The 21,443-nt window shown below is 73.8% G+C and carries 18 protein-coding genes, 3 tRNA genes and 2 pseudogenes; 7 read left to right on the top strand and 16 right to left on the bottom strand.

Going from position 1 to position 21,443, the window contains the following annotated elements; all coding sequences use genetic code 11:
- Positions 1–47: 47 nt before the first annotated feature.
- A pseudogene (locus tag E4N63_RS15490) lies at positions 48–4,983 on the bottom strand (PAS domain-containing protein).
- Positions 4,984–5,344: 361 nt separating this feature from the next.
- Positions 5,345–5,692: an SSI family serine proteinase inhibitor gene (locus E4N63_RS31145; RefSeq protein ID WP_230240961.1), complete on the bottom strand. Its 348-nt coding sequence runs from the start codon at positions 5,690–5,692 to the stop codon at positions 5,345–5,347.
- 622 nt (positions 5,693–6,314) lie between these two features.
- Between E4N63_RS31145 and E4N63_RS15480 the strand changes: the two genes are divergently transcribed.
- Positions 6,315–6,404 (top strand) — tRNA-Ser (locus E4N63_RS15480).
- Between the two features lie 191 nt (positions 6,405–6,595).
- A tRNA-Arg gene (locus E4N63_RS15475) sits at positions 6,596–6,668 on the top strand.
- A gap of 190 nt (positions 6,669–6,858) precedes the next feature.
- On the opposite strand, the gene E4N63_RS15470 is transcribed toward E4N63_RS15475, so the two are convergent.
- Positions 6,859–7,347: a MarR family winged helix-turn-helix transcriptional regulator gene (locus E4N63_RS15470; protein WP_230240960.1), complete on the bottom strand. Its 489-nt coding sequence runs from the start codon at positions 7,345–7,347 to the stop codon at positions 6,859–6,861.
- A gap of 119 nt (positions 7,348–7,466) precedes the next feature.
- Here E4N63_RS15470 and E4N63_RS15465 point away from each other — a divergent pair, with 119 nt between their 5' ends.
- From E4N63_RS15465 to E4N63_RS15455, 3 genes are all read left to right on the top strand, one after another.
- Entirely contained in the window at positions 7,467–8,114 is a 648-nt protein-coding gene (locus E4N63_RS15465; RefSeq protein WP_230240959.1) for an FMN-dependent NADH-azoreductase, read from the top strand.
- A gap of 127 nt (positions 8,115–8,241) precedes the next feature.
- The gene (locus E4N63_RS15460; RefSeq protein ID WP_230240958.1) at positions 8,242–8,886 is read left to right on the top strand and encodes a cupin domain-containing protein; all 645 of its coding nucleotides are present in this window, start codon (positions 8,242–8,244) and stop codon (positions 8,884–8,886) included.
- Positions 8,887–9,091: 205 nt separating this feature from the next.
- Positions 9,092–9,973 (top strand): amidohydrolase family protein, encoded by an 882-nt coding sequence (locus E4N63_RS15455; RefSeq protein ID WP_374112872.1) that lies wholly within the window; start codon positions 9,092–9,094, stop codon positions 9,971–9,973.
- A 54-nt stretch (positions 9,974–10,027) separates the two neighbouring features.
- Here the strand turns inward: E4N63_RS15455 and E4N63_RS15450 are convergent, their stop codons facing one another.
- Positions 10,028–11,773, bottom strand: a complete 1,746-nt coding sequence (locus E4N63_RS15450) for an MDR family MFS transporter (protein WP_374112777.1) — start codon at positions 11,771–11,773, stop codon at positions 10,028–10,030.
- A 79-nt stretch (positions 11,774–11,852) separates the two neighbouring features.
- Positions 11,853–12,320: pseudogene (locus E4N63_RS31505) on the bottom strand (MarR family winged helix-turn-helix transcriptional regulator); the annotation flags it as partial.
- Positions 12,321–12,597: 277 nt separating this feature from the next.
- On the opposite strand from E4N63_RS31505, the gene E4N63_RS15440 reads away from it, so the two are divergent.
- Positions 12,598–12,795, top strand: coding sequence for a hypothetical protein (locus E4N63_RS15440; protein ID WP_019707461.1), 198 nt, complete (start codon positions 12,598–12,600; stop codon positions 12,793–12,795).
- A 242-nt stretch (positions 12,796–13,037) separates the two neighbouring features.
- Here E4N63_RS15440 and E4N63_RS15435 read toward each other — a convergent pair whose 3' ends face one another.
- The 8 genes from E4N63_RS15435 to E4N63_RS15400 form a co-directional block, all read right to left on the bottom strand.
- Positions 13,038–13,871, bottom strand: coding sequence for an RNA polymerase sigma factor SigF (locus tag E4N63_RS15435; RefSeq protein ID WP_019707462.1), 834 nt, complete (start codon positions 13,869–13,871; stop codon positions 13,038–13,040).
- A gap of 180 nt (positions 13,872–14,051) precedes the next feature.
- Positions 14,052–14,882: an RNA polymerase sigma factor SigF gene (locus tag E4N63_RS15430; protein WP_019707463.1), complete on the bottom strand. Its 831-nt coding sequence runs from the start codon at positions 14,880–14,882 to the stop codon at positions 14,052–14,054.
- Between the two features lie 274 nt (positions 14,883–15,156).
- Entirely contained in the window at positions 15,157–15,450 is a 294-nt protein-coding gene (locus tag E4N63_RS15425; protein WP_230240956.1) for a Dabb family protein, read from the bottom strand.
- A 59-nt stretch (positions 15,451–15,509) separates the two neighbouring features.
- Positions 15,510–15,674: a hypothetical protein gene (locus tag E4N63_RS15420; protein ID WP_019706288.1), complete on the bottom strand. Its 165-nt coding sequence runs from the start codon at positions 15,672–15,674 to the stop codon at positions 15,510–15,512.
- A gap of 213 nt (positions 15,675–15,887) precedes the next feature.
- Positions 15,888–15,972 (bottom strand) — tRNA-Ser (locus E4N63_RS15415).
- A gap of 71 nt (positions 15,973–16,043) precedes the next feature.
- On the bottom strand, positions 16,044–16,478 hold the full coding sequence (gene tadA, locus E4N63_RS15410) for a tRNA adenosine(34) deaminase TadA (RefSeq protein WP_125625749.1): 435 nt from the start codon (positions 16,476–16,478) through the stop codon (positions 16,044–16,046).
- Between the two features lie 134 nt (positions 16,479–16,612).
- Positions 16,613–17,143 (bottom strand): hypothetical protein, encoded by a 531-nt coding sequence (locus E4N63_RS15405; protein ID WP_185831353.1) that lies wholly within the window; start codon positions 17,141–17,143, stop codon positions 16,613–16,615.
- A gap of 209 nt (positions 17,144–17,352) precedes the next feature.
- Positions 17,353–17,550, bottom strand: a complete 198-nt coding sequence (locus tag E4N63_RS15400; protein WP_019707465.1) for a hypothetical protein — start codon at positions 17,548–17,550, stop codon at positions 17,353–17,355.
- Between the two features lie 196 nt (positions 17,551–17,746).
- Here E4N63_RS15400 and upp point away from each other — a divergent pair, with 196 nt between their 5' ends.
- A complete protein-coding gene (upp, locus tag E4N63_RS15395; protein ID WP_125626199.1) occupies positions 17,747–18,382 on the top strand; it encodes a uracil phosphoribosyltransferase in 636 nt (211 codons plus the stop codon).
- A gap of 72 nt (positions 18,383–18,454) precedes the next feature.
- Here upp and E4N63_RS15390 read toward each other — a convergent pair whose 3' ends face one another.
- The 3 genes from E4N63_RS15390 to E4N63_RS15380 form a co-directional block, all read right to left on the bottom strand.
- Positions 18,455–19,102 carry a LytR C-terminal domain-containing protein gene (locus E4N63_RS15390; RefSeq protein ID WP_230240955.1) on the bottom strand — a complete coding sequence of 216 codons (648 nt, stop codon included), beginning with the start codon at positions 19,100–19,102 and terminating at the stop codon, positions 18,455–18,457.
- A gap of 94 nt (positions 19,103–19,196) precedes the next feature.
- The gene (locus E4N63_RS15385) at positions 19,197–19,493 is read right to left on the bottom strand and encodes a type II toxin-antitoxin system VapB family antitoxin (RefSeq protein ID WP_019707468.1); all 297 of its coding nucleotides are present in this window, start codon (positions 19,491–19,493) and stop codon (positions 19,197–19,199) included.
- 171 nt (positions 19,494–19,664) lie between these two features.
- Complete coding sequence (locus E4N63_RS15380; protein WP_230242503.1) at positions 19,665–21,194, bottom strand: M28 family metallopeptidase; 1,530 nt, start codon at positions 21,192–21,194, stop codon at positions 19,665–19,667.
- Positions 21,195–21,443: the final 249 nt, after the last annotated feature.

Here is a 21,443-nt window from a genome sequence, read left to right as displayed (position 1 = left end):
CGCCGAGCCGGACGGCCCGCACCGAGCGGGAACCGGGGTCCGGCCGGTCAGTTGGCGCCGATCTTCGCGAGCAGATCGACGATGCGGTCCTGCACCTCGGGGCTCGTCGACCGCTCGGCCAGGAAGAGCACCGTCTCGCCCGTGCTCAGCAGCTGCAGATCCGCCGGGTCGATACCGGCCGAGGTGTAGACGACCAGCGGGGTGCGGCTCAGCAGCCCGTTCGCGCGCAGCCAGTCCACGATGCCGGCCCGGCGGCGGCGCACCTGCGTCAAGTCCATCACCACCAGATTCGGCCGCATCTGCGCCGCCGGTGTCACCGCGTCGGCGTCCGAGACGGCGCGCGCCACCTGCATGCCGCGCCGCTCCAGTGTCGCCGTCAGGGCGCCCGCGATCGCGTCGCGCTCCTCGATCAGCAGGACACGCGGCGGGTGCTGTTCGCTGTCCCGCGGCGCGAGGGCCTTCAGCAGCACCGCCGGGTCGGCTCCGTACGCGGCCTCCCGCGTGGCCTGGCCGAGACCGGCCGTCACCAGCACGGGCACCTCGGCGGCCACCGCGGCGGCCCGCAGCGACTGCAGCGCGGTCCGGGTGATCGGCCCGGTCAGCGGGTCGACGAAGAGCGCCGCGGGGTAGGCGGCGATCTGCGCGTCCACCTCCTCGCGGGAGTTGACGATCACCGGGCGGTAGCCGCGGTCGCTCAGCGCCTGCTGGGTGCCCACGTCGGGAACCGGCCAGACGAGCAGCCGGCGCGGATTGTCCAGCGGCTCCGGCGGCAGCTCGTCGTCGAGCGGCGGACCGGTCTGCGCGTCGGTGACGTCGACCGCGCCGTTCGGGCCGTCCAGCGGCTCCGGGCCCTCCGAACCCTCCTGGGGAGCGCCTATCGCGTAGGCGCGGCCGTCACCCTGCGAGTCCAGCAGCCGGGGCGGCTGCTGCGGGTTCGGCTGCGGGGCGGTCTGCTGCCGGGGGCGCCCGGGTGGGGGCGCGGCGGCGGGCGTCCCCGCGGTGGGCTCCGTCTCCGGCGGGGCCGCCAGCTTGCGGCGCCGGCCGCCGGGCTGGGGGACGGCCTGCGGGGACGGCTGCTGGGGAGAGGTCTGCGGCTGCTGCTGTGCCCGGCTGCGCTCGGCGATCTGCTGGACGAACGGCACACCCTGGCCGAGGGTGCGCACGCTGATGGAGCGCCCCTGCGTGGTGTCCGCCTCCTGGGCGGTGGTGACCGGCGGCCGTGTCTGCTGTGACTGCGCGGGCTGCTGCAGCTGCCGGAGAGGTACGGCCTGCTGCCGCGGTGTCTGCGGCGGTGGCGGCGTCCGGTGAGGCGCCGGTGTCTGCTGCCGGGGTGCCGGTTCCGGCACCGCCTGCCCCGCCGGAGCGGGCTGTGTGGGCTGAGCGGGCCGAGGCTGAGCGGGCTGTGCGGACCCCTCCGCCGTCGGCTGAGGTGGCTGGGCACGGCGGCTTGTGGTGGCGGGCCGCCGGGCGGCGGGGTGGCGCCCTCCGGGGCGGGCTGCGGCGGGTACGGATGCGCACCGGTCTGCTGCTGTCCCCTGCGGGCGCGGCGGCCGCGGCGGTTCCGCGTCCGTCCGTACCCCAGCCGCCGGGGTGCGCCGGTGCCTGGGCGGGTGCCGGTGCGGCAGATGCCGGGGCCGGCGTCGCGGCCGGGTGGCCGCCCCGGCCGTCGGTGCCCCAACCGGGCTGCGGCTGCTGCCCGGTGGAGGCGGCGGCCGGCTGCGGAGCCGGGGTGTGCCGCCGGGCACGGGCTGTCCGGCGTCGGGCGCGGGGCGGGCGCGGCGGCGTCCGGTGGGAAGCGGTGCGGCTGCGGAGGGTGTGGTCCCGGTCCGCCCCGGGAGGGAGCTGCCCGTGCGCCTCCTGCTCGTACGGCTGTGCGGGCTGGGGCCGTGACGGCTGTGGTTGCCGCGGCTGCTGCCCGGGACCGGCGGCGGGTGTGCCCTGGGCGTACGGCTGCCCGCCGGCGCTCTCCTGTGCGTACGGCTGCGGGCCGCCCGCACCGCCACCGGGGCCGGGCGGGCGGGGAGCCCGCGGGACCCGGTGGCACCGGGACGGCGACGGCCGGGGCGCCCGAGGGCGGGGGCGGCGGCTGCCGGTCCGCCTCGGCGGGCGGCAGTGCGAACGCCTGTCGTGCGGCGGGGGTTGGGCGGGTCCCGGCTGCCCCTGGGGCCCGGGCTGTACCCGCCCGGACACCGGCTGCTGCGGCTGCGACGGGGGCTGGGCCTGCGGCTGGGGCTGCTCGGGGATCGGCCGGTCGCCCGGGGCGAGGCGCGGCGGGCGCGCCGGCCCGTGGGGGCACCGGCGCTCTGTTGTGGGAGGGCGCCGCTCTGCGCCGCGGGGGCGCCGGTTCCGCCGCCGGGCTGCGGCCCTCCGGCGGCGACCGGCGCGTCCTGGGGTTGTGCCGGGCGCGGCAGCGCGGCCGGGCCGGGCGTGGCCTGCGCGCCCCAGCCCGTACCGGCACCGGCCACGGGTTCCCCGGTGCCCGGTTCGGCGGCCGGCCCGGGGACCCGGCGGGCGCGACGGCCCGCCGGGTTCTGCCGCGGAGCGTTCTCCGCGGACGGGGCCTGGGGCGTCGCGGACGCGTAGTCGTCCTCGCCGCTCACGTCCTCCCGCGGCACCGGCCACTCGGCAGGCGCCGTCGCCACCGCGGCCCGGTGGGGCGGAGCGCTCGGGTGCTCACCGCCGGGCCGCGGATAGGGCTGAGCGGCCGCGGGTGCCGGTGCGGCCGCGGGCAGGGCCGGCCGCCCCTGTTGCGGTCCGGCGGGTCCGGCGCCGCCCGGTGCGGCGGCAGGTGGCCCGCCGTGGCGGGCCCGCCGGCCCTGCGGGGCGGCGGGCTCCGCCTGCGGGGCCGCGGGAACACCGCCCGCGCCGGGCTGCTCCTCGGCGGGGCTGGGACGGCCGCGGCGCCGGCCGGTGGGCCGGGCAGCGGCCGGGTCCGCCGCGTCACCGGACGGCGGTGGTGTCGCGGGGTGCCCCGGTGTCACGGGACCGGCCGGAGCGGCCGGTCCGCCGGGGGAGGGGAGGCCGTTGCCGACCGGGCGCAGTTCGGCCGCGTCCGTTCCGCCCTGCTGCCCGGCGGCGTCGCCCGCGGCCGGGGCAGGGCCGGCATGGCACGCCGGCCGGCGGGGGCGCCGAGGGGCCTGTGCCGGGGTGCGCGGCGGCCTGCGCGGGCGCCGTCGCGCGCGCGGGTGTCTGCGGGCCCGCACCGATCTCCCGGCGCGGGCCGCGACGGGGGCGGGCCGGTCCCGGAACGCCGGGTGCGGTGCCGGCGCCGTCGCCCGGACCGCTCTCCGCTGGCCCACCGCCGGCCGGTGCCGTTGCCGTGGCGTCCGTGACCGGGTTGCCATCGGCTTCGGGAGCCGGAGCGCTCGCCCGCGCGTTCGGCATGCCGGGGGCCCCGGGTGCGTCCGGTGTGCCGCGCGCGGGGGCCGTCGGCACCGGCATGACCGTGGCCGCCGTCTCTCCCTCCCGGTCGCGGTCCGCGTCGCCCTGCGGCCGGACGGCGGAACCGGCGTCGGCGGTGAGCGGCACTTCGAGCACGTACGCGCTGCCGTCCACACCGGGCACCTCGTGGGTCTGCAGCACACCGCCGTGCCGCTGCACGATGCCGCGCACGATCGGCCCGTGCACGGGGTCGCCCGCCGTGTACGGGCCGCGGACCTCGATCCGTACGACTTCTCCGCGCTGGGCGGCGGCCACGACGATCGTGGAGTCACCGGAGCCGCCTCCGGCCATGGTGTTGCCCGTGGAGTCGACGCCCGCCACATCCGCGATCAGATGCGCCAGGGCCGTGGCCAGCCGCTCGCCGTCGACCTCCGCCTCGATCGCGGGGGCGTGCACCGCGAACTGCGCGCGCCCCGGGCCGATCAGCTCGACCGCGCCCTCGACACCGGCCGCGACGACCGCGTCCATCGAGACGGGTTCCCGCCGCAGCTTCGCCTTGCCGGTGTCGAGCCGCTGGTAGGCGAGGACGTTGTCGACGAGGGTGGTCATCCGGGAGTACCCGGCGGCCAGGTGGTGCAGGATCTGGTTGGCCTCGGGCCAGAGCTGTCCGCCCGGGTCGGCGGCGAGCCCGCCGAGCTCACCGCTGAGCTGGTCCAGCGGCCCGCGCAGCGACTGGTCCAGGACGGCCAGCAGCTGGGCGTGCCGGGCGGCCAGGGCGTCGTACTGCCGCCGGTCGGTGAACGCCAGGACGGCGCCCACGAGCTGGTCGCCGTCCCGCACCGGCGCGGTGGTGAGGTCCACGGGCACCGGCCGCCCGTCCTTCGCCCACAGCACCTGGCCGCGCATCCGGTGCTTCAGCCCGGACTTGAGCGTGCCCGCGAGCGGTGTCTCCTCGAAGGGCAGCGGGGAGCCGTCGGCGCGCGAGTGGTGGATCAGCGGATGCAGTTCCTTGCCGCCGAGGTCGCTCGCGCGGTAGCCGAGGATCTGCGCGGCGGCGGGGTTGACCAGGACGACCCGGCCCTCCCCGTCCACGCCGATGACGCCCTCGGCCGCCGCGCGCAGGATCATCTCGGTCTGGCGCTGCTGGCGGGCCAGTTCGGCTTCGGTGTCGAGGGTGCCGGTGAGGTCCCGGACGACGAGCATCAGCAGTTCGTCACCGGTGTAGTGGTGGTGGTCGGCGTAGGCCGCTTCGAACGCGGACTCGTACGGCGTGCGGCCGTCCTCCAGGTTCGCGCTGGTCACCTCGACCGGGAACTCGCTGCCGTCGGTGCGCCGGGCCAGCATCCGCGTCGGCTTGGTGCGGCCCTCGTCGTCCTCGTCGGGGCGCCGCATCGAACCGGGGATGCGCTTGGAGTCGAAGGACGGCAGCAGGTCGAGCAGGCCGCGGCCGACGAGCGCGGTACCGGGCGACTCGAAGGTCTCCAGGGCGATGGTGTTGGCGTTGACGACGGTGCCGTTGCAGTTGACCAGCAACAGGGCGTCGGGCAGTGCGTCGAGTATGGCGGCGAGGCGAGCAGCGCCTCGGGATGGCCTGCTGCTCACGTCGGCGCTTCCTTCCTGTTACCGCGTATTGCCGACAGCCCCGGACATCGTGGCGCGCGTCCCGCGGTCTGTCACTAGAGGGAGTCTACGGGCAGCCGCCCGGCGGTCGGCGGTGGATGAGGCGAGGGGAGAAGATGACCTTGTGCTGGTCGGCCCAGGTCCGCGTAGACCGGACATATGACGTGCGATCGTGCCCGGCCGGTTCCGCGGAGGCCGCCGACGGTGCCGGGCGAGGTGGGGCGGGGCGCGCGGGCGGCCCGTGCGGAGCCGCCCGCGCTCCCCTTCCGGTGCTTCCGGTTCCGTGTCCCCGGTTGTTCCCGGGGTTGACGGGTCCCGGACGCAGGCAGCCCGGCCGGCCCGGTCAGTGGCCCACGTCGGGAAGGACGGGGCGGAGGCGGTTCCAGCGGGCGATCTCGCAGCCGTTGACGCGGTTGTAGCGGGCGTTCACCGGACGTCCGGCCCAGGAGCCGGTGATCCGGGCGGTGGCCGGACCGCCGTAGATCATGGTGCAGTCGGAGCGCGGCGGGACGGGCGCGAAGGGGCTCCTGCCGTACCGGGTGAGTTCGTCCAGCCGCTTGCACGCGGCCCGTGCCCGGGGATGGGTGCCCCCCGGCGGGTGGCAGTCGAGCGAGTACGCGCCCTCCAGGATGCGGTCGCCGCCGCCGTCGCGGACGAGGATGGTCAGCCGGTCCTCCCCTGCCGGGGGCACGCGGTACCCGTCCACCGGTGCGGCCGGGGAAGACGGCGGGGACGGGGCGCGCCGGCACTGGCGGCGGGGCGGCGGTGAGGAGCGCGAGCGCGCAGAGCGCGCCGGCGGCGAGACGGCGGAGCGGCATGGGGTCTCCTGGGGTGCGGTGGACGGCGAGGGGGAAGGGACGGTGCCTCTCGCGCCGTCCCCGCCGGGGCGGACGGGTCCGGCAGAACCCACCGGCCTCGTCTCTCCTAACGCTGGGCGCGCCGTTGCGTTGCGCAATCCGGCCGCGTCCGTACGTACGAGCGGATCCACCCGCGGGCGCACGCACGTGTGAGCGGGTGCTCTCGGCGGGTGCGAGGTTTGGGTGCCGGGCGCTCCGGGGCGCCGGGGGCACGGACACCGGTGCGCGGAGCGGGGGACGGCGGCCCCGGCCGGAAACAGCGCGGCCCGAAGCGGGGGTGGGAGACGCGGGCGAGCGGCCGTCTCCGCGGTGTCCCGTGCTCCGGGGAGCCGGTGCGGACCGGTAAGGGCTTTGCCCTGAGGCCCGCGCGCCGAGTACCGTGGGGTCCGATTGGTGACAGCCCATGAGGCTGTGCCATCATCTGCACACGCCACTCGCGCTCACGCGGGCGGTTGTGGAGGCTTCGCCTAGTCTGGTCTATGGCGCCGCACTGCTAATGCGGTTTGGGGTAACCCCCCATCCCGGGTTCAAATCCCGGAGCCTCCGCTCGATCCCCAGGATCATCGAAGCCCCGGCCGACGGCCGGGGCTTCCGTCGTCCCGGCTGGTCCGCAAGAGGGCCCCGAACGGCCGTTTCCGCAGGTCGGGCGAGGTTCGGACAATGGATTTCGCCTCACGCGACGGGTCATGTAATGTTGTTCCCGCAACGCCGACCGGCCGGAAACGCCGGAAAAGCAAGCGCTCGTAGCTTAACGGATAGAGCATCTGACTACGGATCAGAAGGTTGCAGGTTCGAATCCTGCCGAGCGCGCACAGCTCAGAAGCCCCTCGGAGATCATCCGGGGGGCTTTCGCGTGCCGTACGGCAGTGAAGCGACAGCCGTCGGGATCGGCCCTCGTTGCCGGATGCCACGGGTGGGGCGGAATCCCCGCGCATGAGCAGGGGCGGAGCGGGCTTGTCCTCGCGGTGCCGCCGGTGAGCCGAAGGGCCGGCCCCTCACGTCACGATGGCGTCTCCGGCGCCTTCTCCGGTTCTCCGTCGACCTGCCGGGTCACGTGGCAGGCCACCTCGCGCAGTACCTCGACCTGTTCCTTGGTCAGTCCGTCGATGACGTAACGGCGCACTGCCGCGACGTGCCCCGGAGCCGCCTCGACCACGCGCTGCAGGCCGGCGTCGGTCAGCACCGCGACGGTGTAGCGGGAGTTGTCCGGATCGGGCTCCCTGCGCAGCAGGCCGCGCCGTTCCAGCCGCTTGACGACGTTCGACAGCCGGGACAGTGAGCTGCTGGTGTGGTGGGCCAGGTCGCTGAGCCGCATGGTCCGCCCGGGTGTCATCGACAGGGAGCTGAGCACCAGATAGTCGAAGAGCGTGAGGTCGCTGTCGCGCAGGAGCTGGGCGTCCAGGGCGCCGGGGAGCTTCAGCATGAGGCCAGCCAGGGCCAGCCAGGCCTCGCGCTCCCAGTTGGACAGCCACCGTGGTTCGTCCTGCATGCCGCTCAGCGTAACCGTTCGCTTCACGGGTGAAGTAACAACCTCCGGGTTCAGTTCAAGCTTGAAGTTGAGGTGCTATGGTGACTTCAAGCTTGAATCAATCAATCCGAGGAGGAGCCGTGACCCTGTTCCGGCTGGACGCCAGCATCCGCACGCATGACTCCGCGAGCCGCGAGATCGCGGACATCATCGAGGAGGAGTGGCTCGCCGCCCGCCCCGGGGACACGGTCGCGAGCCGCCACATCGGCGTCGAGACCCTGCCGGCCACCGCCTGGGCGGCGGCCGTGACCGGCGGCATGACGCCGGAGCCCGACCGCACCGCCGAACAGCGGGAGGCCGTCGCTCTGGCAGCGGCGCTCGTCGACGAACTGATCGCCGCCGACGCGGTCCTGTTCGGCGTCCCGCTCTACAACTACGGCGTCTCCCAGCACTTCAAGACGTACATCGACCTCGTCTGCGCCGACCCGCGGGCGGCCGGAGAGCGGTTCCTCGGCGGCAAGCCCGTGGTGCTCGCCACCGTCCGCGGCGGCGCGTACGGCCCGGGCACGCCGCGGGAGGGCTGGGACCACTCCACGCCGTACCTGCGGCGCATCATCGCCGACCACTGGGGCGCCGACCTCACCGTGGTCGAACGCGAGTTCACCCTCGTCGGCGTCAATCCCGCCCTCGACTCCTTCAAGGACCAGGCCGCGCAGATGCAGGCCGGAGCCCTGGAGTCCGCCCACCGGGCCGGCCGCGCGCTCGGCGCCCTGCCCAGCCCGGTCTGAGGGCGCGCGTCGCCGGCACGGCATCCGATGCGGGCACCGGGCCGGTCGGTCCGGTGCCCGGTCGATCAGGGTCTGCTCCGAGAAGGCCCCTCCGAATCGGACCGATGGTGAACGACAACCGAGGAAGGTGAACGGTAGGGATCTGCATCTGCCGGTGCCGGTGCCGGTGCCGGACAAGAGTGACCCAGTCTGGACCGCCGCGCGGGGATTCGCGGTCCGCGAGGCCGAGGGAACCCCCAAGCTGCTCAACGGCGGGAACGAGGCGGCCCGGGGCAAGGTCACCGGGGAACGGACCGGTGGCCGGCTCAGCCTGATGGAGCTCGGCGTCGCACCCGGTTTCGGCAACCAGCCGCACGCCCACGGCGCCGAGGACGAGGCCCTCTACGTGACCTCCGGCGTGTTCCGGTTGCTCAACGGTAACCAGATCTTCGAGGCCGGTCCCGGCGACTTCGTCTATATCCCGCGCGGCACCCGGCACGGTTTCCGGATCCTGGCCACGGAGACGGCGAGTCTGATGGTCTTCTACACCTCGCGGGAGCCGAGCAGTTCTTCCTCCGGCACGGTGACGAACCCGACCCGTCCGGAAACCCGCCACCGGAGTGGACGGCGGAGAGGCGACCGTGGCCGCCCCGGAGGCCACGGTCGCCGACGTACCGCTCGCGCTGAACGGCCGCCCCCGCGTTGGCCCGGCGAGGCCACGGCTGCCGTCCGGATCAGGTGCCCCTCCCGGGCCTGCCGGGTAGGCCCGCGGCGCATACTGGCGGCTCCGTGATCGCCGAGCCGGGGAGCATGTCGTATGACCGGGAGGACCGAGAGGACCGAGCCGTCGGGGCACGCCGGACGGGGCGCCGGCCCGGCCGGGAGCGGGCGCCCGCCGAGGAGAGCCCGGGGAGGGCGGCGGGGCGGAGGTGCGGGAGGTGGCCCGGTTCCGGCAGGAGCTGGGGCTGGCCGGGCTGATCGACGTCCACACGCACTTCATGCCCGAGCGCGTGCTGCGCAAGGTCTGGGCCTACTTCGACGCCGCCGGGCCGCTGACCGGGCGGCCCTGGCCGATCACCTACCGGCGGACGGAGGAGGAACGCACGACCCTGCTCCGGGCCTTCGGGGTCCGCGCCTTCACCTCGCTGCTCTATCCGCACAAGCCGGGGATGGCCGCCTGGCTCAACTCCTGGTCCGCCGATTTCGCCCGCCGCACACCCGACTGCCTGCACTCGGCGACCTTCTTTCCCGAGCCGGGGGCCGGGGAGTACGTGCGGACGGCGGTCGAGGGCGGTGCCCGCGTCTTCAAGTCACACCTTCAGGTGGGGGCGTACGACCCGAACGACCCGCTGCTCGACCCGGTGTGGGGGCTGCTGGCGGAGGCCGCCGTCCCCGTGGTGATCCACTGCGGTTCGGGGCCCGCCCCGGGGAGGTTCACCGGTCCGGGGCCGGTCGGCAGGCTGCTCGCCCGCCACCCGCGGCTGCGCCTGATCGTCGCCCACATGGGCATGCCCGAGTACGCGGACTTCCTGGACCTCGCCGAGCGCCATCCGGGGGTGCGGCTGGACACCACCATGGCGTTCACGGACTTCTCCGAGGAGATCTGCCCCTTCCCTCTCCCGGCACTCCCCCGGCTGGCCGCGCTCGGCGACCGCGTGCTGCTCGGCACCGACTTCCCCAACATCCCCTACCCGTACGCGCACGCCCTCCGCGCGCTGGCCCGGCTGGACCTCGGGGACGACTGGCTGCGCGCGGTCTGCCACGACAACGCCGCCCGCGACTTCGGCATCCGGCCCGCCGGCCCCGCGGCTCCGCCGGTGCGGCGCGGGGGCGGCGGGGCGGAGCGGCGGCGTACGGAGCCCGGAGCGGGCGGCGCGTGAACCGCGGGGCCGCCCGCTCCGGGACCCTTCGCACGGGGATGCGCGGCGGGGCCGTCAGCCGTTCTTCCCGTCCGGCGGGGAGGCCGCGGCGCAGGCCCGCTGGCTGCCGGCCGCGGCGAGGGGGCCCGAGGGCCCGGCGTCCGCGGTGGTTCCGGCCCCGGCGGGGGTCCGGGGCTCCGTCTTCACGGTGTCCGGGCCGGCCGTCGCCGTCACGTCCGCCGTCCGCCGGGCGACGGCCTCCTGGAGGCCGCCGGTCGTCCTCAGCGGAACCTCCTTGATCAGCAGCGTCAGCACCAGCGCCACCAGGGCGACCGGGGCCGCGTAGAGGTAGATGTCCGCGACGCCGTGTCCGTAGGCGCTCTCGACGACCGCGCGCACCGGCGCCGGGAGCGTGTCCAGGTCGGGGATGCCGCCGTCGCCGGACTGCCGGACGCCGATCCCCGCCAGGCCCTCGCGGACGTAGCCGGCGACGCGGTGGCCGAGGACCGCGCCGAGCGCCGAGACGCCGATGGCGCCGCCGAGGGAGCGGAAGAAGGCGACGACGGAGCTGGCCGCGCCGAGGTCGCCCGGCTCCACCTGGTTCTGCGCGGCCAGAACGAGGTTCTGCATCATCATGCCGATCCCGAGCCCGACCAGGGCCATGGAGACGGCGAGCTGCCAGTAGGCGGTGTCGTGGCGCATGGTGCCGAGGAGGCCGAGGCCCGCGGTGAGCAGGACGGCACCCGTCACCAGCCAGCGCTTCCAGCTTCCGGTCCGGGTGATGAGCACACCGGAGACGGTCGAGGAGAGGAACAGGCCCGCGATCATCGGGATCGTCAGCACGCCCGACATGGTCGGCGACTCGCCCCGGGCGAGCTGGAAGTACTGGCTGAGGAAGACGGTGGCGCCGAACATCGCCACACCGACGAAGAGGCTGGCGAGCGAGGTCAGGGTGATGGTCCGGTTGCGGAAGAGGCGCAGCGGGATGATCGGTTCGCTCGCCCGCGACTCGACGAGGACGAAGGCCAGCCCGAGCACGATCGAGCCGCCCACCATGACGGCGGTCTGCCAGGAGGCCCAGGCGTACGTGTCACCGGCGAGGGTCACCCAGATCAGCAGCAGCGACACGGCCGAGGCGATGAGCGAGGCGCCCGCCCAGTCGACCTTCACGTCCCGCTTGACGACCGGCAGCCGCAGGGTCTTCTGCAGGACGATCAGCGCGGCCACGGCGAACGGCACACCGACGTAGAAGCACCAGCGCCAGCCGAGCCACGAGGTGTCGGTGATGACACCGCCGATCAGCGGGCCGCCGACGGTGGCGACGGCGAACGTGGCCCCGAGGTAGCCGCTGTACCGGCCGCGCTCGCGGGGCGAGATCATCGCGGCGATCACGATCTGCGTCAGCGCGGCCATGCCGCCCATGCCCAGGCCCTGGACCGCCCGGAAGGCGATCAGGGTGCCGGTGTTCTGCGCGAGGCCCGCGCCGGCCGAGGCCAGCACGAAGACGACCAGGGACAGCTGGATCAGGGTCTTCTTGCTCGCCAGGTCGGCGAGCTTGCCCCAGAGCGGGGTGCTCGCCGTCATGGTGAGCAGCGACGCGGTGACCACCCAGGTGTACGCGCTCTGCCCGCCCCCGAGGTCGGAGATGATCTCCGGCAGGGCGTTGGAGACGATCGTCGACGAGAGCACCGCGACGAACATGCCGAGCATCAGCCCGGAGAGCGCCTCCATGATCTGCCGGTGCGTCATGGGCGGGGTGTCTCCGGCGGACGAGCCGGTGAGGGCGTCCCTCCGCACACCGGCGGGCGGGGTGGTGGCCATACGCTTCCTTTTCCTCACGGGGGTTTCGGGGATCACGGTGACGAGGGGTGGTGGGGAGAGCCGGGGCGTCCGCCGTGCCGGGCCCCGGGGCGTGCTGGTGCCGTTCACCACGGGCCCGGCAGGTGGTGCCGAAGTCGGCCCGCAGCCGGGCCAGCAGTTCGTTCAGGCGCTCGACGTCCTCGTCGGACCAGTCCGCCAGGGCCTCGGCGAGGGTCGCGGCGCTGCGGGCGGACGCCCCGCGGAGCAGTTCGCGGCCGCGGGGACTCAGGCTGAGCAGCCGGGACCGCTTGTCGAGGGGGTCGGGCGTGCGCTCGATCCAGCCGCGGTCGACGGCATGGGCGACATGCCGGCTGGTCACCGACATGTCGATGTCGAGCAGTTCGGCGAGGCGGCTCATGCGCATCTCCCCGTGGTGGTGGAGCAGCGCGAGCACGGTGGTCGAGGCGGGCTGGCAGTCGGGCGGGAGTGCGCGGGAGAGGCTGCGCTTCACCGCCTCGACGCCGCCGAGCCGGCGGGCCAGCTCCTCGAAGTGGCTCAGCTCCGCCACGCGTCCCTCCCAGGTAGTTGCTCAGGGCAACGGTAAGTTCTGTTGGTTGCTGAAGGCAAGTTCATAACGGGTGATCCGGGTAAAGGAAGCGGAAAGACTGCCGCCGGGGCCGTGCGCTGCCGTGTGCTGCCGCCGGCGTTCCGGCGGAGAGCGGCTGCCGTCCCCGGAAACGGACGAGGTACCCGGGTGCGGCCGGCCCGCGCCGGCCCGGCGGCGGGCGGGCCCCGGACCGCCCCGGGGGTTGGGGCCCGGCCGGTGGTTCGCTAGGGTCCGCCCCATGACGAACAACCCTCACGGCCCCGCGCACCAGCCGGACCCCGCGGGCAGCACCCAGATGTTCCGCGCCTTCGTCGACGAGGGCGCTCCGCAGCGGCAGCCCGCCCCCGCCGCCTCCGGGCCGCGCGTCGGACTGATCGTCGGCGTGGTCGCCGCAATCGCGATCATCGCCGGGGTGGCCTGGCTCGCCATGTCCTGAGCCGCCCGGGCCCGGGCCCCGAGCCCGTTCACTTCCGGGCCGGGGGGTGCGTCTGCGCCGCTCGGTAAGGCCCGGCGCGGGTCCGCGTACGGAGCCGTGCCGGGAGTTCCCGGCGGCCGCGCTCCGCGGGCCCGTCCCTCCCCGCCCTCCTCACCACACGGACGGCCGCCGCGGCGCTTCCCTGCGCCGCGGCGGCCGTCGGTGCGTACGTACGCGTCACCGGCCCCGGGGGCCGGTGGGGGTCACTCCTCCGAGACCAGGCCCTCGCGGAGCTGGGAGAGGGTGCGGGTGAGCAGCCGGGAGACGTGCATCTGGGAGATGCCGACCTCCTCGCCGATCTGCGACTGCGTCATATTGGCGAAGAAGCGGAGCATGATGATCTGGCGCTCCCGGGGCGGGAGTTTGGCCAGCAGCGGCTTCAGCGACTCCCGGTACTCGACGCCCTCCAGCGCCGTGTCCTCGTAGCCAAGGCGGTCCGCGAGGGAGCCCTCGGTGCCGTCCTCCTCGGCGGCGGGCGAGTCCAGGGAGCTGGCGGTGTAGGCGTTGCCCACCGCGAGGCCGTCGACGACGTCCTCCTCGGAGACGCCGAGGCAGGCCGCGAGCTCGGGGACGGTCGGGGAGCGGTCGAGCTGCTGCGAGAGCTCGTCGCTCGCCTTGGTGAGCGCGAGCCGCAGCTCCTGGAGCCGGCGCGGGACCCGCACCGACCAGCTGGTGTCCCGGAAGAAGCGCTTGATCTCTCCCACGACGGTCGGCATCGCGAAGGTCGGGAACTCCACGCCCCGTTCGCAGTCGAACCGGTCGATCGCCTTGATCAGGCCGATGGTGCCGACCTGGACGATGTCCTCCATCGGTTCGTTGCGGCTGCGGAAGCGGGCGGCGGCGTAGCGCACCAGGGGGAGGTTCAGCTCGATCAGGGTGTCCCGGACGTAGGCACGCTCGGGGCTGTCCTGGTCGAGGAGGGCGAGCCGCAGGAACAGGGAGCGGGAGAGGGTGCGGGTGTCGATGGCGGCGCAGTCGTCAAACACATGCGGTGCGTCATTGGTGAGCACCTTCGAGCTGCCCAGTTCTACGGACATGCCACCCCCTTGGGTTGCGGACGAGTCGCAGCGGCATCCTCGCGGAAGAGGAGAACCAGCCTCCACCTGAATACCGGAGGCGGCGCCACGGCAAACACAGTTCCTGCAGAATGTCACATGTCGGCAACGCGCTGTAGTGCCAAGTCGATTTATCTGCGCAGGAATGGCCACTCGTCCCGGTTACGCCTCGATTCTATTGGCGGATCTCAGGCGTGCGAAGCTCCTCGACAGCAGTCGTGACACATGCATCTGACTGACCCCCAGCTCCGCGCTGATCTGCGACTGCGTCAGATTGTTGTAGTAACGGAGCATCAGGATGCGCTGCTCCCGCTCGGGCAGCTGGACCAGCAGATGCCGCACCAGATCGCGGTGCTCGACCCCGGCGAGCGCCGGGTCCTCGTAGCCGAGGCGGTCGACCAGACCGGGCAGGCCGTCGCCCTCCTGGGCCGCCTCCAGCGAGGTCGCGTGGTACGAGCGGCCGGCCTCGATGCAGGCGAGCACGTCCTCCTCGGGGATGCGCAGGCGCTCGGCGATCTCGGCCGTGGTGGGGGAGCGCCCGTGCAGCACGGTCAGGTCCTCGGTGGCGCCGTTCACCTGGACCCACAGCTCGTGCAGCCGGCGCGGTACGTGGACGGTGCGGACGTTGTCGCGGAAGTAGCGTTTGATCTCGCCGATGACGGTCGGCATGGCGAAGGTGGGGAACTGGACGCCCCGTTCGGGGTCGAACCGGTCGATGGCGTTGATCAGGCCGATGGTGCCGACCTGGACCACGTCCTCCATGGGCTCGTTGCGGCTGCGGAAGCGGGCGGCGGCGTAGCGCACCAGCGGCAGGTTCGCCTCGATCAGGGCGGTGCGCACCCGGGCGTGCTCGGCGGTGCCGGGGGTCAGTCCGGAGAGCTTCTGGAAGAGGACCTGGGTGAGGGCGCGGGTGTCGGCCCCGCGGCTCTCGCGGGATCGGCCGATGCCGCTCCGGAAGGGCGTCGCGGGCGCGGTGCGAGCCGAAGCGGTCATGCCACCCCTTCACAGAGTTCATCATCCGGCAAAAGCGGTCATAGCATCACAAGACATGCGCGTCGTGTGCAAGCACCGGATACTGCCGTGTCCGTGGCAAGTTGGGCCGTCGGCGCGGCCGGTGAGGAGCGCGCGGAAGCGCCGTGCGGAGCGGCCGGCCGGGCGGTTCCCGGCCGCTTACGGGCGCGCCCCAGGGGTGTTCGGGGCCGGCCCGGGTGCGGCGGCGGCCCCTCACCCGGGGTGGGTGAGGGGCCGCCCGCGGCCGGAGCCGGCCTCAGAACTCGTAGTCGGCGATCACCCAGGTGGCGAACTCGCGCCAGATCGACGCGGCGGCCTGGTGCGCCGGGTGTTCGAGGTAGCGCCGCAGGGCGTCCGCGTCGGCCACGGCGGAGTTGATGGCGAAGTCGTAGGCGATGGGCCGGTCGGCGATGTTCCAGGCGCACTCCCAGAACTCCAGCTCCGGGATCACTCCGCCGAGCTCCCGGAACGCCTCGGCGCCGGCCACGGCGCGCGGGTCGTCGCGCCGCACGCCCTCGTTCAGCTTGAAAAGGACCAGATGGCGGATCACGGGACGCTCCTCGCGGGGCTCACGGGGCCGGCGGGGACCCCGGCCGGGCACCGTCCGGCTCAGTTGACCAGCCGGGACATGAACTCACCGACGCCCTGGGCGGCGGTGGATATGCCGTCGAAGCCTATCTGGACGAGCTCACCGGCCCGGTCGGGGGAGGTGATGATCGTGTACAGCACGAAGACGATGAGCAGGTACATCCCGATCTTCTTCGCCTGTGCCATGACGAACCGCCTCCCTGCCCCGGTGCCGAGCGTGCTGCCCCCTGAGCAGTCGCGTGAGTCTAGCGCCCGAACGCCGGTGCGGGGCCAGAGCGTACGGTGATCTTGCCGCTCCGGGCAATGGGCCGGTGGCCTGCGGATACCCGCAGGCGCGGAGAGGGGCGGAACGGGACGCGCGAAGGGCCCCGCCGGATCGGCGGGGCCCTTCGACGAGAGCGGTAGCGGAGGGATTTGAACCCTCGGTGACTTGCGCCACACTCGCTTTCGAGGCGAGCTCCTTCGGCCGCTCGGACACGCTACCGGGAGAGAGCTTAGCGGAGGCGGCCCCGGGATCGAAATCCGGTTCCCCGTGCACCGGCCCGGGCGGTCCCGTCAGGCGCCGTCTCCCCGGAAGAAGCGGGTCAGCGGAGCGGCGCACTCCTCGGTGAGCACCCCGGCGATCACCTCCGGGCGGTGGTTGAGCCGGCGGTCCCGTACGACGTCCCAGAGCGAGCCGGCCGCGCCCGCCTTGGCGTCGGGCGCCCCGTACACGACCCGGTCGACGCGGGAGAGGACGGCGGCGCCGGCGCACATGGTGCAGGGCTCCAGGGTCACGACGAGGGTGCAGCCGGACAGCCGCCACCCCCCGCGGGCGCGGGCCGCCTCGCGGAGCGCGAGAACCTCGGCGTGCGCCGTCGGGTCGCCGGCCGCCTCCCTTTCGTTGCGGCCGCGGGCGAGTACGGCCCCGTCCGGGCCGAGGACGACGGCGCCCACCGGGACGTCACCCGTCTCCGGCGCCCGGACGGCCTCGGCCAGGGCCAGGCGCATGGCGGGCCGCCAGCGGTCCCGTACCGGGTCGTGGGGGCTCGGGGCGGCCGTCCGCCGGGGTGTCCGGTCCGGACGGCCGGGGAGGGGTGGGGTCCATGGGGACAGTGTCGGTCAGGGGCGGTGCGGGCCGCTTCTCAGCGGACCGCTTCCAGGACGTCCACGCAGCCGAGGGCGTCGGCGATCGAGCTGAGCGCGTCCGTGTCCAGGGCGAGCAGTTCGCTCTCGGGCATCCCGAGGTCGTCGAGGATCAGCGAGTCCCCGATCGGGCCGGGGGGCACGCCGTCGTCGGCGGTCTCCTCGTCGTCGTCCGGCTCGCCGTCCTCGGTGCCGTCGAGGTCGACCAGGTCGTCGAGGTCGTCCGGGTCCCTGCCGAGCAGTTCGTCGGTGAGCATGATCTCGCCGTACGAGCTGCGGGCGGCGGCCGCCCCGTCGGAGATGAAGATGCGCGGATCCTCCTCGCCGTCGACCCGCAGGAGGCCGAACCAGGCGTCCTCCTGCTCGATGAAGGCGATCACCGTGTCGTCGTCGGTCGATGCCCCTCGGGCCAGATCCATCAGATCGGCCAGGGACTCCACATCGTCGAGCTCTGTGTCGCTCGCTTCCCACCCGTCTTCGGTGCGCGCGAGCAGTGCGGCGAAGTACACCGTGACTCTCCCACTGGTCATAGGCGTGTGCCGGGGCCGTACCGGGCGCGGCTGTTCCGCTGTCCCGTCCACTCGGAATCGTGGCAGAAACAACGCCATTGTGAGAGGTCTTCGACTGTGCGTCGTGTACCAGTCCTGTGATCGGTCTCTTATCGAGCCTGATCGAGACGGTTCGGGGCTGCTCTGAAATGCAAGGAGGGAAGGGCCGTCGGCGGCGTGTCCGGCTCCGCTCACCAGCGGAAGGTGCGCATCCGCATCTGCTGGCGCATCCGGGCGGCGCGGGCGCGCCGCGGCTGCACCCGGTCGCGGAGCTCCCGGGCCTCGTGGAGTTCGCGCAGGAACTGGGCACGGCGCCGGCGCCGCTCCGCGGCGGACTCCGCCGCGGTCGCGGGCGAGGCCTCGTCGGTTCCCCGGTCGCGGTCCGCCATGCAGACACCATCCTCATCCGCTCGCGGCACCGCCCGGACGGCGGTACCGGTCCCGGGCCCCGGCCCGGGGGGGTATTCCTCCCACTTTCCCCGAGCGCGGATATTGATGCGACCGGACGCGGGCGGGGCGGGCCGGAGCGTGCGCCGGGGGCCCGCGCGGCGCACGCCCGGCCGGGGAGCGGTTAGTGTCGGTGCCATGCGGATCCACGTCGTCGACCACCCGCTGGTGGCGCACAAACTCACCACACTGCGCGACAAGCGCACCGACTCCCCCACCTTCCGGCGGCTCGCCGACGAACTGGTGACCCTGCTGGCGTACGAGGCCACCCGTGATGTGCGCACGGAACAGGTCGGCATCGAGACCCCGGTGACCGCGACCACCGGGGTGCGGCTCTCCCACCCGCGCCCCCTGGTGGTGCCGATCCTCCGGGCCGGGCTGGGGATGCTGGAGGGCATGGTGCGGCTGCTGCCCACCGCCGAGGTGGGTTTCCTCGGCATGCTCCGCAACGAGGAGACGCTGCAGGCCTCGACCTACGCGACCCGGATGCCGGACGACCTCTCCGGGCGCCAGGTCTACGTCCTCGACCCGATGCTGGCGACCGGCGGCACCCTCATCGCGGCGATCAACGAGCTGATCACCCGGGGCGCGGACGACGTCACCGCACTCTGCCTGCTGGCGGCGCCCGAGGGCGTGGAGCTGATGGAGCGGGAGTTGGACGGCGCCCCGGTCACGGTCGTGACGGCCGCGGTGGACGAGCGGCTGAACGAGCACGGCTACATCGTGCCCGGCCTCGGCGACGCGGGGGACCGCATGTACGGCACCGCGGGCTGATCCCCGGACCCACGCGGCGGAGCCCGCCACCTCACGGGGTGGCGGGCTCCGCCGCGTCCGGTGGCGGCCGGCTCAGCACTTCGGGGTGGCGGAGGGGCTGGGTGAAGGGCTGACCAGGGCGGTGACCGTCTCGACGGCCTGCGTCTCCGGCGCCAGCCCGGTGAAGGCCTTGCCGATGATGAAGTCGACCTCGGCCGGCTTCTTGCGGCTCTTGTCCTGCTTCGTCCGGGAATCTGTGGCGTGGGCGCCGAGCACCTCGAACGCGCCCTTCTCCGCCGCGGGCGCGCCCAGCAGCAGCGCGGTCTCCTCGACCTTCTTGTCGTACGCGGCCGGGGCGTTGTCCACCTCGCCGATCGTGAAGCCGCGCTTCTCCAGCGCCTTGGCCGTCTTCTTGGCCAGCCCGGCGCGGGTGGTGGCGTTGTAGACGTTGACCGTGATCTCGCCCGGCTTCGGCAGCACCCTCGGCTTCGGCGCGGGGGAGGCGCTCGCCTGGCGGCTCACCGCGCAGTTCTTGGCGGCGTCGGCCGCGCGGGCCTTGCCACCGCCGCCCGTGAAGATGTCGACGACCTGGAGCGTGCCCCACCCGATGAGGGCGACGGCCGCGGTGGCGCCGATCGCCGCGAGAACGACGCGGCGGTGCCGCGGCCTGCGCATGCGGGGGTAACGGTTGCCCGTGATGCGGTACTTCCCGCCCATGCCGGGAGGAGTGAGCATGCTCATGGGCGCAGCGTAGTGCGGGCTGTCATTTCTGCCTACTAAAGGATCAACGTGTGGCGGGCCCCTCAACCCGAAAGGGGCAACAGGCGGGCCGGGCTCAGCCCAGGTCGAGCACGCGGGCGTGGAGCACCTGGCGCTGCTGGAGCGCGGCGCGGACCGCGCGGTGCAGCCCGTCCTCCAGATAGAGATCGCCCTGCCATTTCACGACGTGGGCGAAGAGATCGCCGTAGAAGGTGGAGTCCTCGGCCAGGAGCGTCTCCAGGTCGAGCTGCCCCTTGGTCGTCACCAGCTGGTCGAGGCGGACCGGGCGGGGAGCCACGTCCGCCCACTGGCGGGTGCTGTCCCGGCCGTGGTCCGGGTACGGCCGCCCGTTTCCGATGCGCTTGAAGATCACACGGAAAGCCTACCGGGCCGGGCACTCCGGGCGCAGCCTCGGAGCGCCGGGCGATCCGCGGTGACCCGTCCGGGGCGCCCGCGCGTGCGCCGCGGGTGCCGGGCGGAGGGCCCGGCACCCGCGGTCACCCGGGCGGGGAGACGGCCGGGGTGCTTGTCGGTTCTGCCCGGTTTACTCGGTGGGCCGCTCGTGGGTGTGGCCTTCGTGCAGCCCGCCGCCGCTGCCCGCTTCACCGTCGGTGGGGACGGACTCCACGGGCTCGGTGAGGGAGCGCAGGTCGTGGGCGTAGGTGCCGACGGCGTTGGCGATCACGTCGATGTTGACGTCGAACGCCTCCATGCTGATGTTCGACAGGTCGTCACACGCCTCGTGGTAGCACGGGTCGTACGCGACGCCCGCCTGCCCGCCGAACAGCTCGGCCTGCTGCTCCGTCTTGACGCCCTCGGCGCCGGTGAAGGTGCCGCCCGAGGGGATGCCCGCCTCGATGAAGGGGCCGTAGTCCGAGCGCCCGGTGAAGTCCGTGCCCGCGTGCGGCGTGCCGCGGCGGTCCAGGAAGTCGGTGATCTGGCGCTCGAGCTGGGCCGATCCCTCGGGGCCGGGGCCGGCGCCCACGGCGTCGGAGTCGTCGCCGTCGTAGACGAAGAGGCCGTAGTTGGGCGAGGCGATCATGTCGAAGTTGAGGTAGAGCTCGATCTGCTCGCGCTGCGCCTCGGTCAGGTCGGCGACGTAGTTCTCGGCGCCCTGCAGGCCCAGCTCCTCGGCCGACCACCAGGCGAAGCGCACCTTGTTGGCGGGCTTGGCGTGGGACTTCGCCAGCTGCAGCGCCACCTCCAGCAGGCCGGCCGAGCCGGAGCCGTTGTCGTTGATGCCGGGGCCCTTGGCGACGGAGTCGAGGTGGGCGCCGAGCATCACCGTGCGGTCGGCCCTGCCGCCGCGGGTCTCCGCGATGACGTTGCGGGTGGTGCGCTCCTCCTGGAGGGCCCGGATCTCGTACGAGACGGTCACCTCGCCCTGGGCGGCCTCGGCGGCGAGCGCCTCACCGGCCTCCTGGGTGATGCCGCCGGTGGGGATGCGGCCGGCGTCGGCGGCGCCGAGGGTTCCGGCAAGGGAGCCGTCGGTGTTGTTGTAGATGATCGCCCCGACGGCCCCGGCGTCGGCGGCCGTGGCCTGCTTCTGGGCGAAGGTGCAGCCGCCGCGCTTGATGAGCGCGATCTTCCCGGTGAAGGTCTGGCCGGCGTAGTCGGCGGCGTCGCAGCCGCTGGTGCCGTCCTCGTCCACCGGCGCGGCGGCGACGGGCGCCGTGATGCCGCCCTCGGGGGTGCTGGTGGTGTAGGTCATCGCCGAGACCTCGACGTCCCGCGCCTCCGGCGAGACCACGGAGAGCTTCTCGGCGAGCGTCTCGGTGTAGACGAACGTGAAGTCGTCGTAGGCGACCTTGTAGCCGGCCTTCTTGAGCAGCTTGTAGACGTAGGCGGCGGAGGCGTCGTAGCCGAGCGAACCGGCGGCGCGGTGGCCGCCGGTGGAGTCGGCGATGGCCTGGAATCTCTCCAGGTGGCGGTGGGCGTTCTCGGCGGAGGAGCGCTTGACCAGCTTCTTGGCGAGCTTGGCGGACCGGTGGGCCGGGTCCGGGTGGGCGGTGGCCGGGCCGGCCGAGGCCAGCAGCAGCGGAGTGGCGAGCGCGGCGGCGGCTATGGCCGCTATCGTCCGGCGCGGGTGGCGAACATCCACGGAAGTTCCTTCCGGCAGAGGACTGGGCCGATGGGGGGCGGTCGGCGACGACTGTCCGGCATCCGGTGGATCGGGTCCGTGATGCGAACAGCCGGTGTGGAAGGGAAAGTTAAGGGATGCGGACGGCCGCTGGGAACGGCCGCGACGTTTTCACCTCGAATTTTCACGTTCGGCATCCGGGCCCGCCGGGTGGGTGCGGCCGGACGGGTGCGGCCGGACGGG

Source organism: Streptomyces sp. MNU89 (genome assembly GCF_020982505.1).
Lineage (GTDB): Bacteria > Actinomycetota > Actinomycetes > Streptomycetales > Streptomycetaceae > Streptomyces > Streptomyces xinghaiensis.
Note: the sequence above shows the minus strand (reverse complement) of the source record. Positions and strands in the feature narration are given on the sequence as shown.

Bases quoted from the DNA above. Each gene is read 5' to 3' on its own strand.
- upp (WP_125626199.1), top strand. From the start codon at position 17,747: ATGCGGATCCACGTCGTCGACCACCCGCTGGTGGCGCACAAACTCACC.
- E4N63_RS15440 (WP_019707461.1), top strand. From the start codon at position 12,598: ATGACGAACAACCCTCACGGCCCCGCGCACCAGCCGGACCCCGCGGGC.
- E4N63_RS15430 (WP_019707463.1), bottom strand. From the start codon at position 14,882: ATGACCGCTTCGGCTCGCACCGCGCCCGCGACGCCCTTCCGGAGCGGC.
- E4N63_RS15450 (WP_374112777.1), bottom strand. From the start codon at position 11,773: ATGGCCACCACCCCGCCCGCCGGTGTGCGGAGGGACGCCCTCACCGGC.
- E4N63_RS15405 (WP_185831353.1), bottom strand. From the start codon at position 17,143: ATGACCAGTGGGAGAGTCACGGTGTACTTCGCCGCACTGCTCGCGCGC.
- E4N63_RS15470 (WP_230240960.1), bottom strand. From the start codon at position 7,347: ATGCAGGACGAACCACGGTGGCTGTCCAACTGGGAGCGCGAGGCCTGG.
- E4N63_RS15455 (WP_374112872.1), top strand. From the start codon at position 9,092: ATGCCCGAGCGCGTGCTGCGCAAGGTCTGGGCCTACTTCGACGCCGCC.
- E4N63_RS15390 (WP_230240955.1), bottom strand. From the start codon at position 19,102: ATGAGCATGCTCACTCCTCCCGGCATGGGCGGGAAGTACCGCATCACG.
- E4N63_RS15435 (WP_019707462.1), bottom strand. From the start codon at position 13,871: ATGTCCGTAGAACTGGGCAGCTCGAAGGTGCTCACCAATGACGCACCG.
- tadA (WP_125625749.1), bottom strand. From the start codon at position 16,478: ATGCGCCTGGCCCTGGCCGAGGCCGTCCGGGCGCCGGAGACGGGTGAC.
- E4N63_RS15420 (WP_019706288.1), bottom strand. From the start codon at position 15,674: ATGGCACAGGCGAAGAAGATCGGGATGTACCTGCTCATCGTCTTCGTG.
- E4N63_RS15400 (WP_019707465.1), bottom strand. From the start codon at position 17,550: ATGGCGGACCGCGACCGGGGAACCGACGAGGCCTCGCCCGCGACCGCG.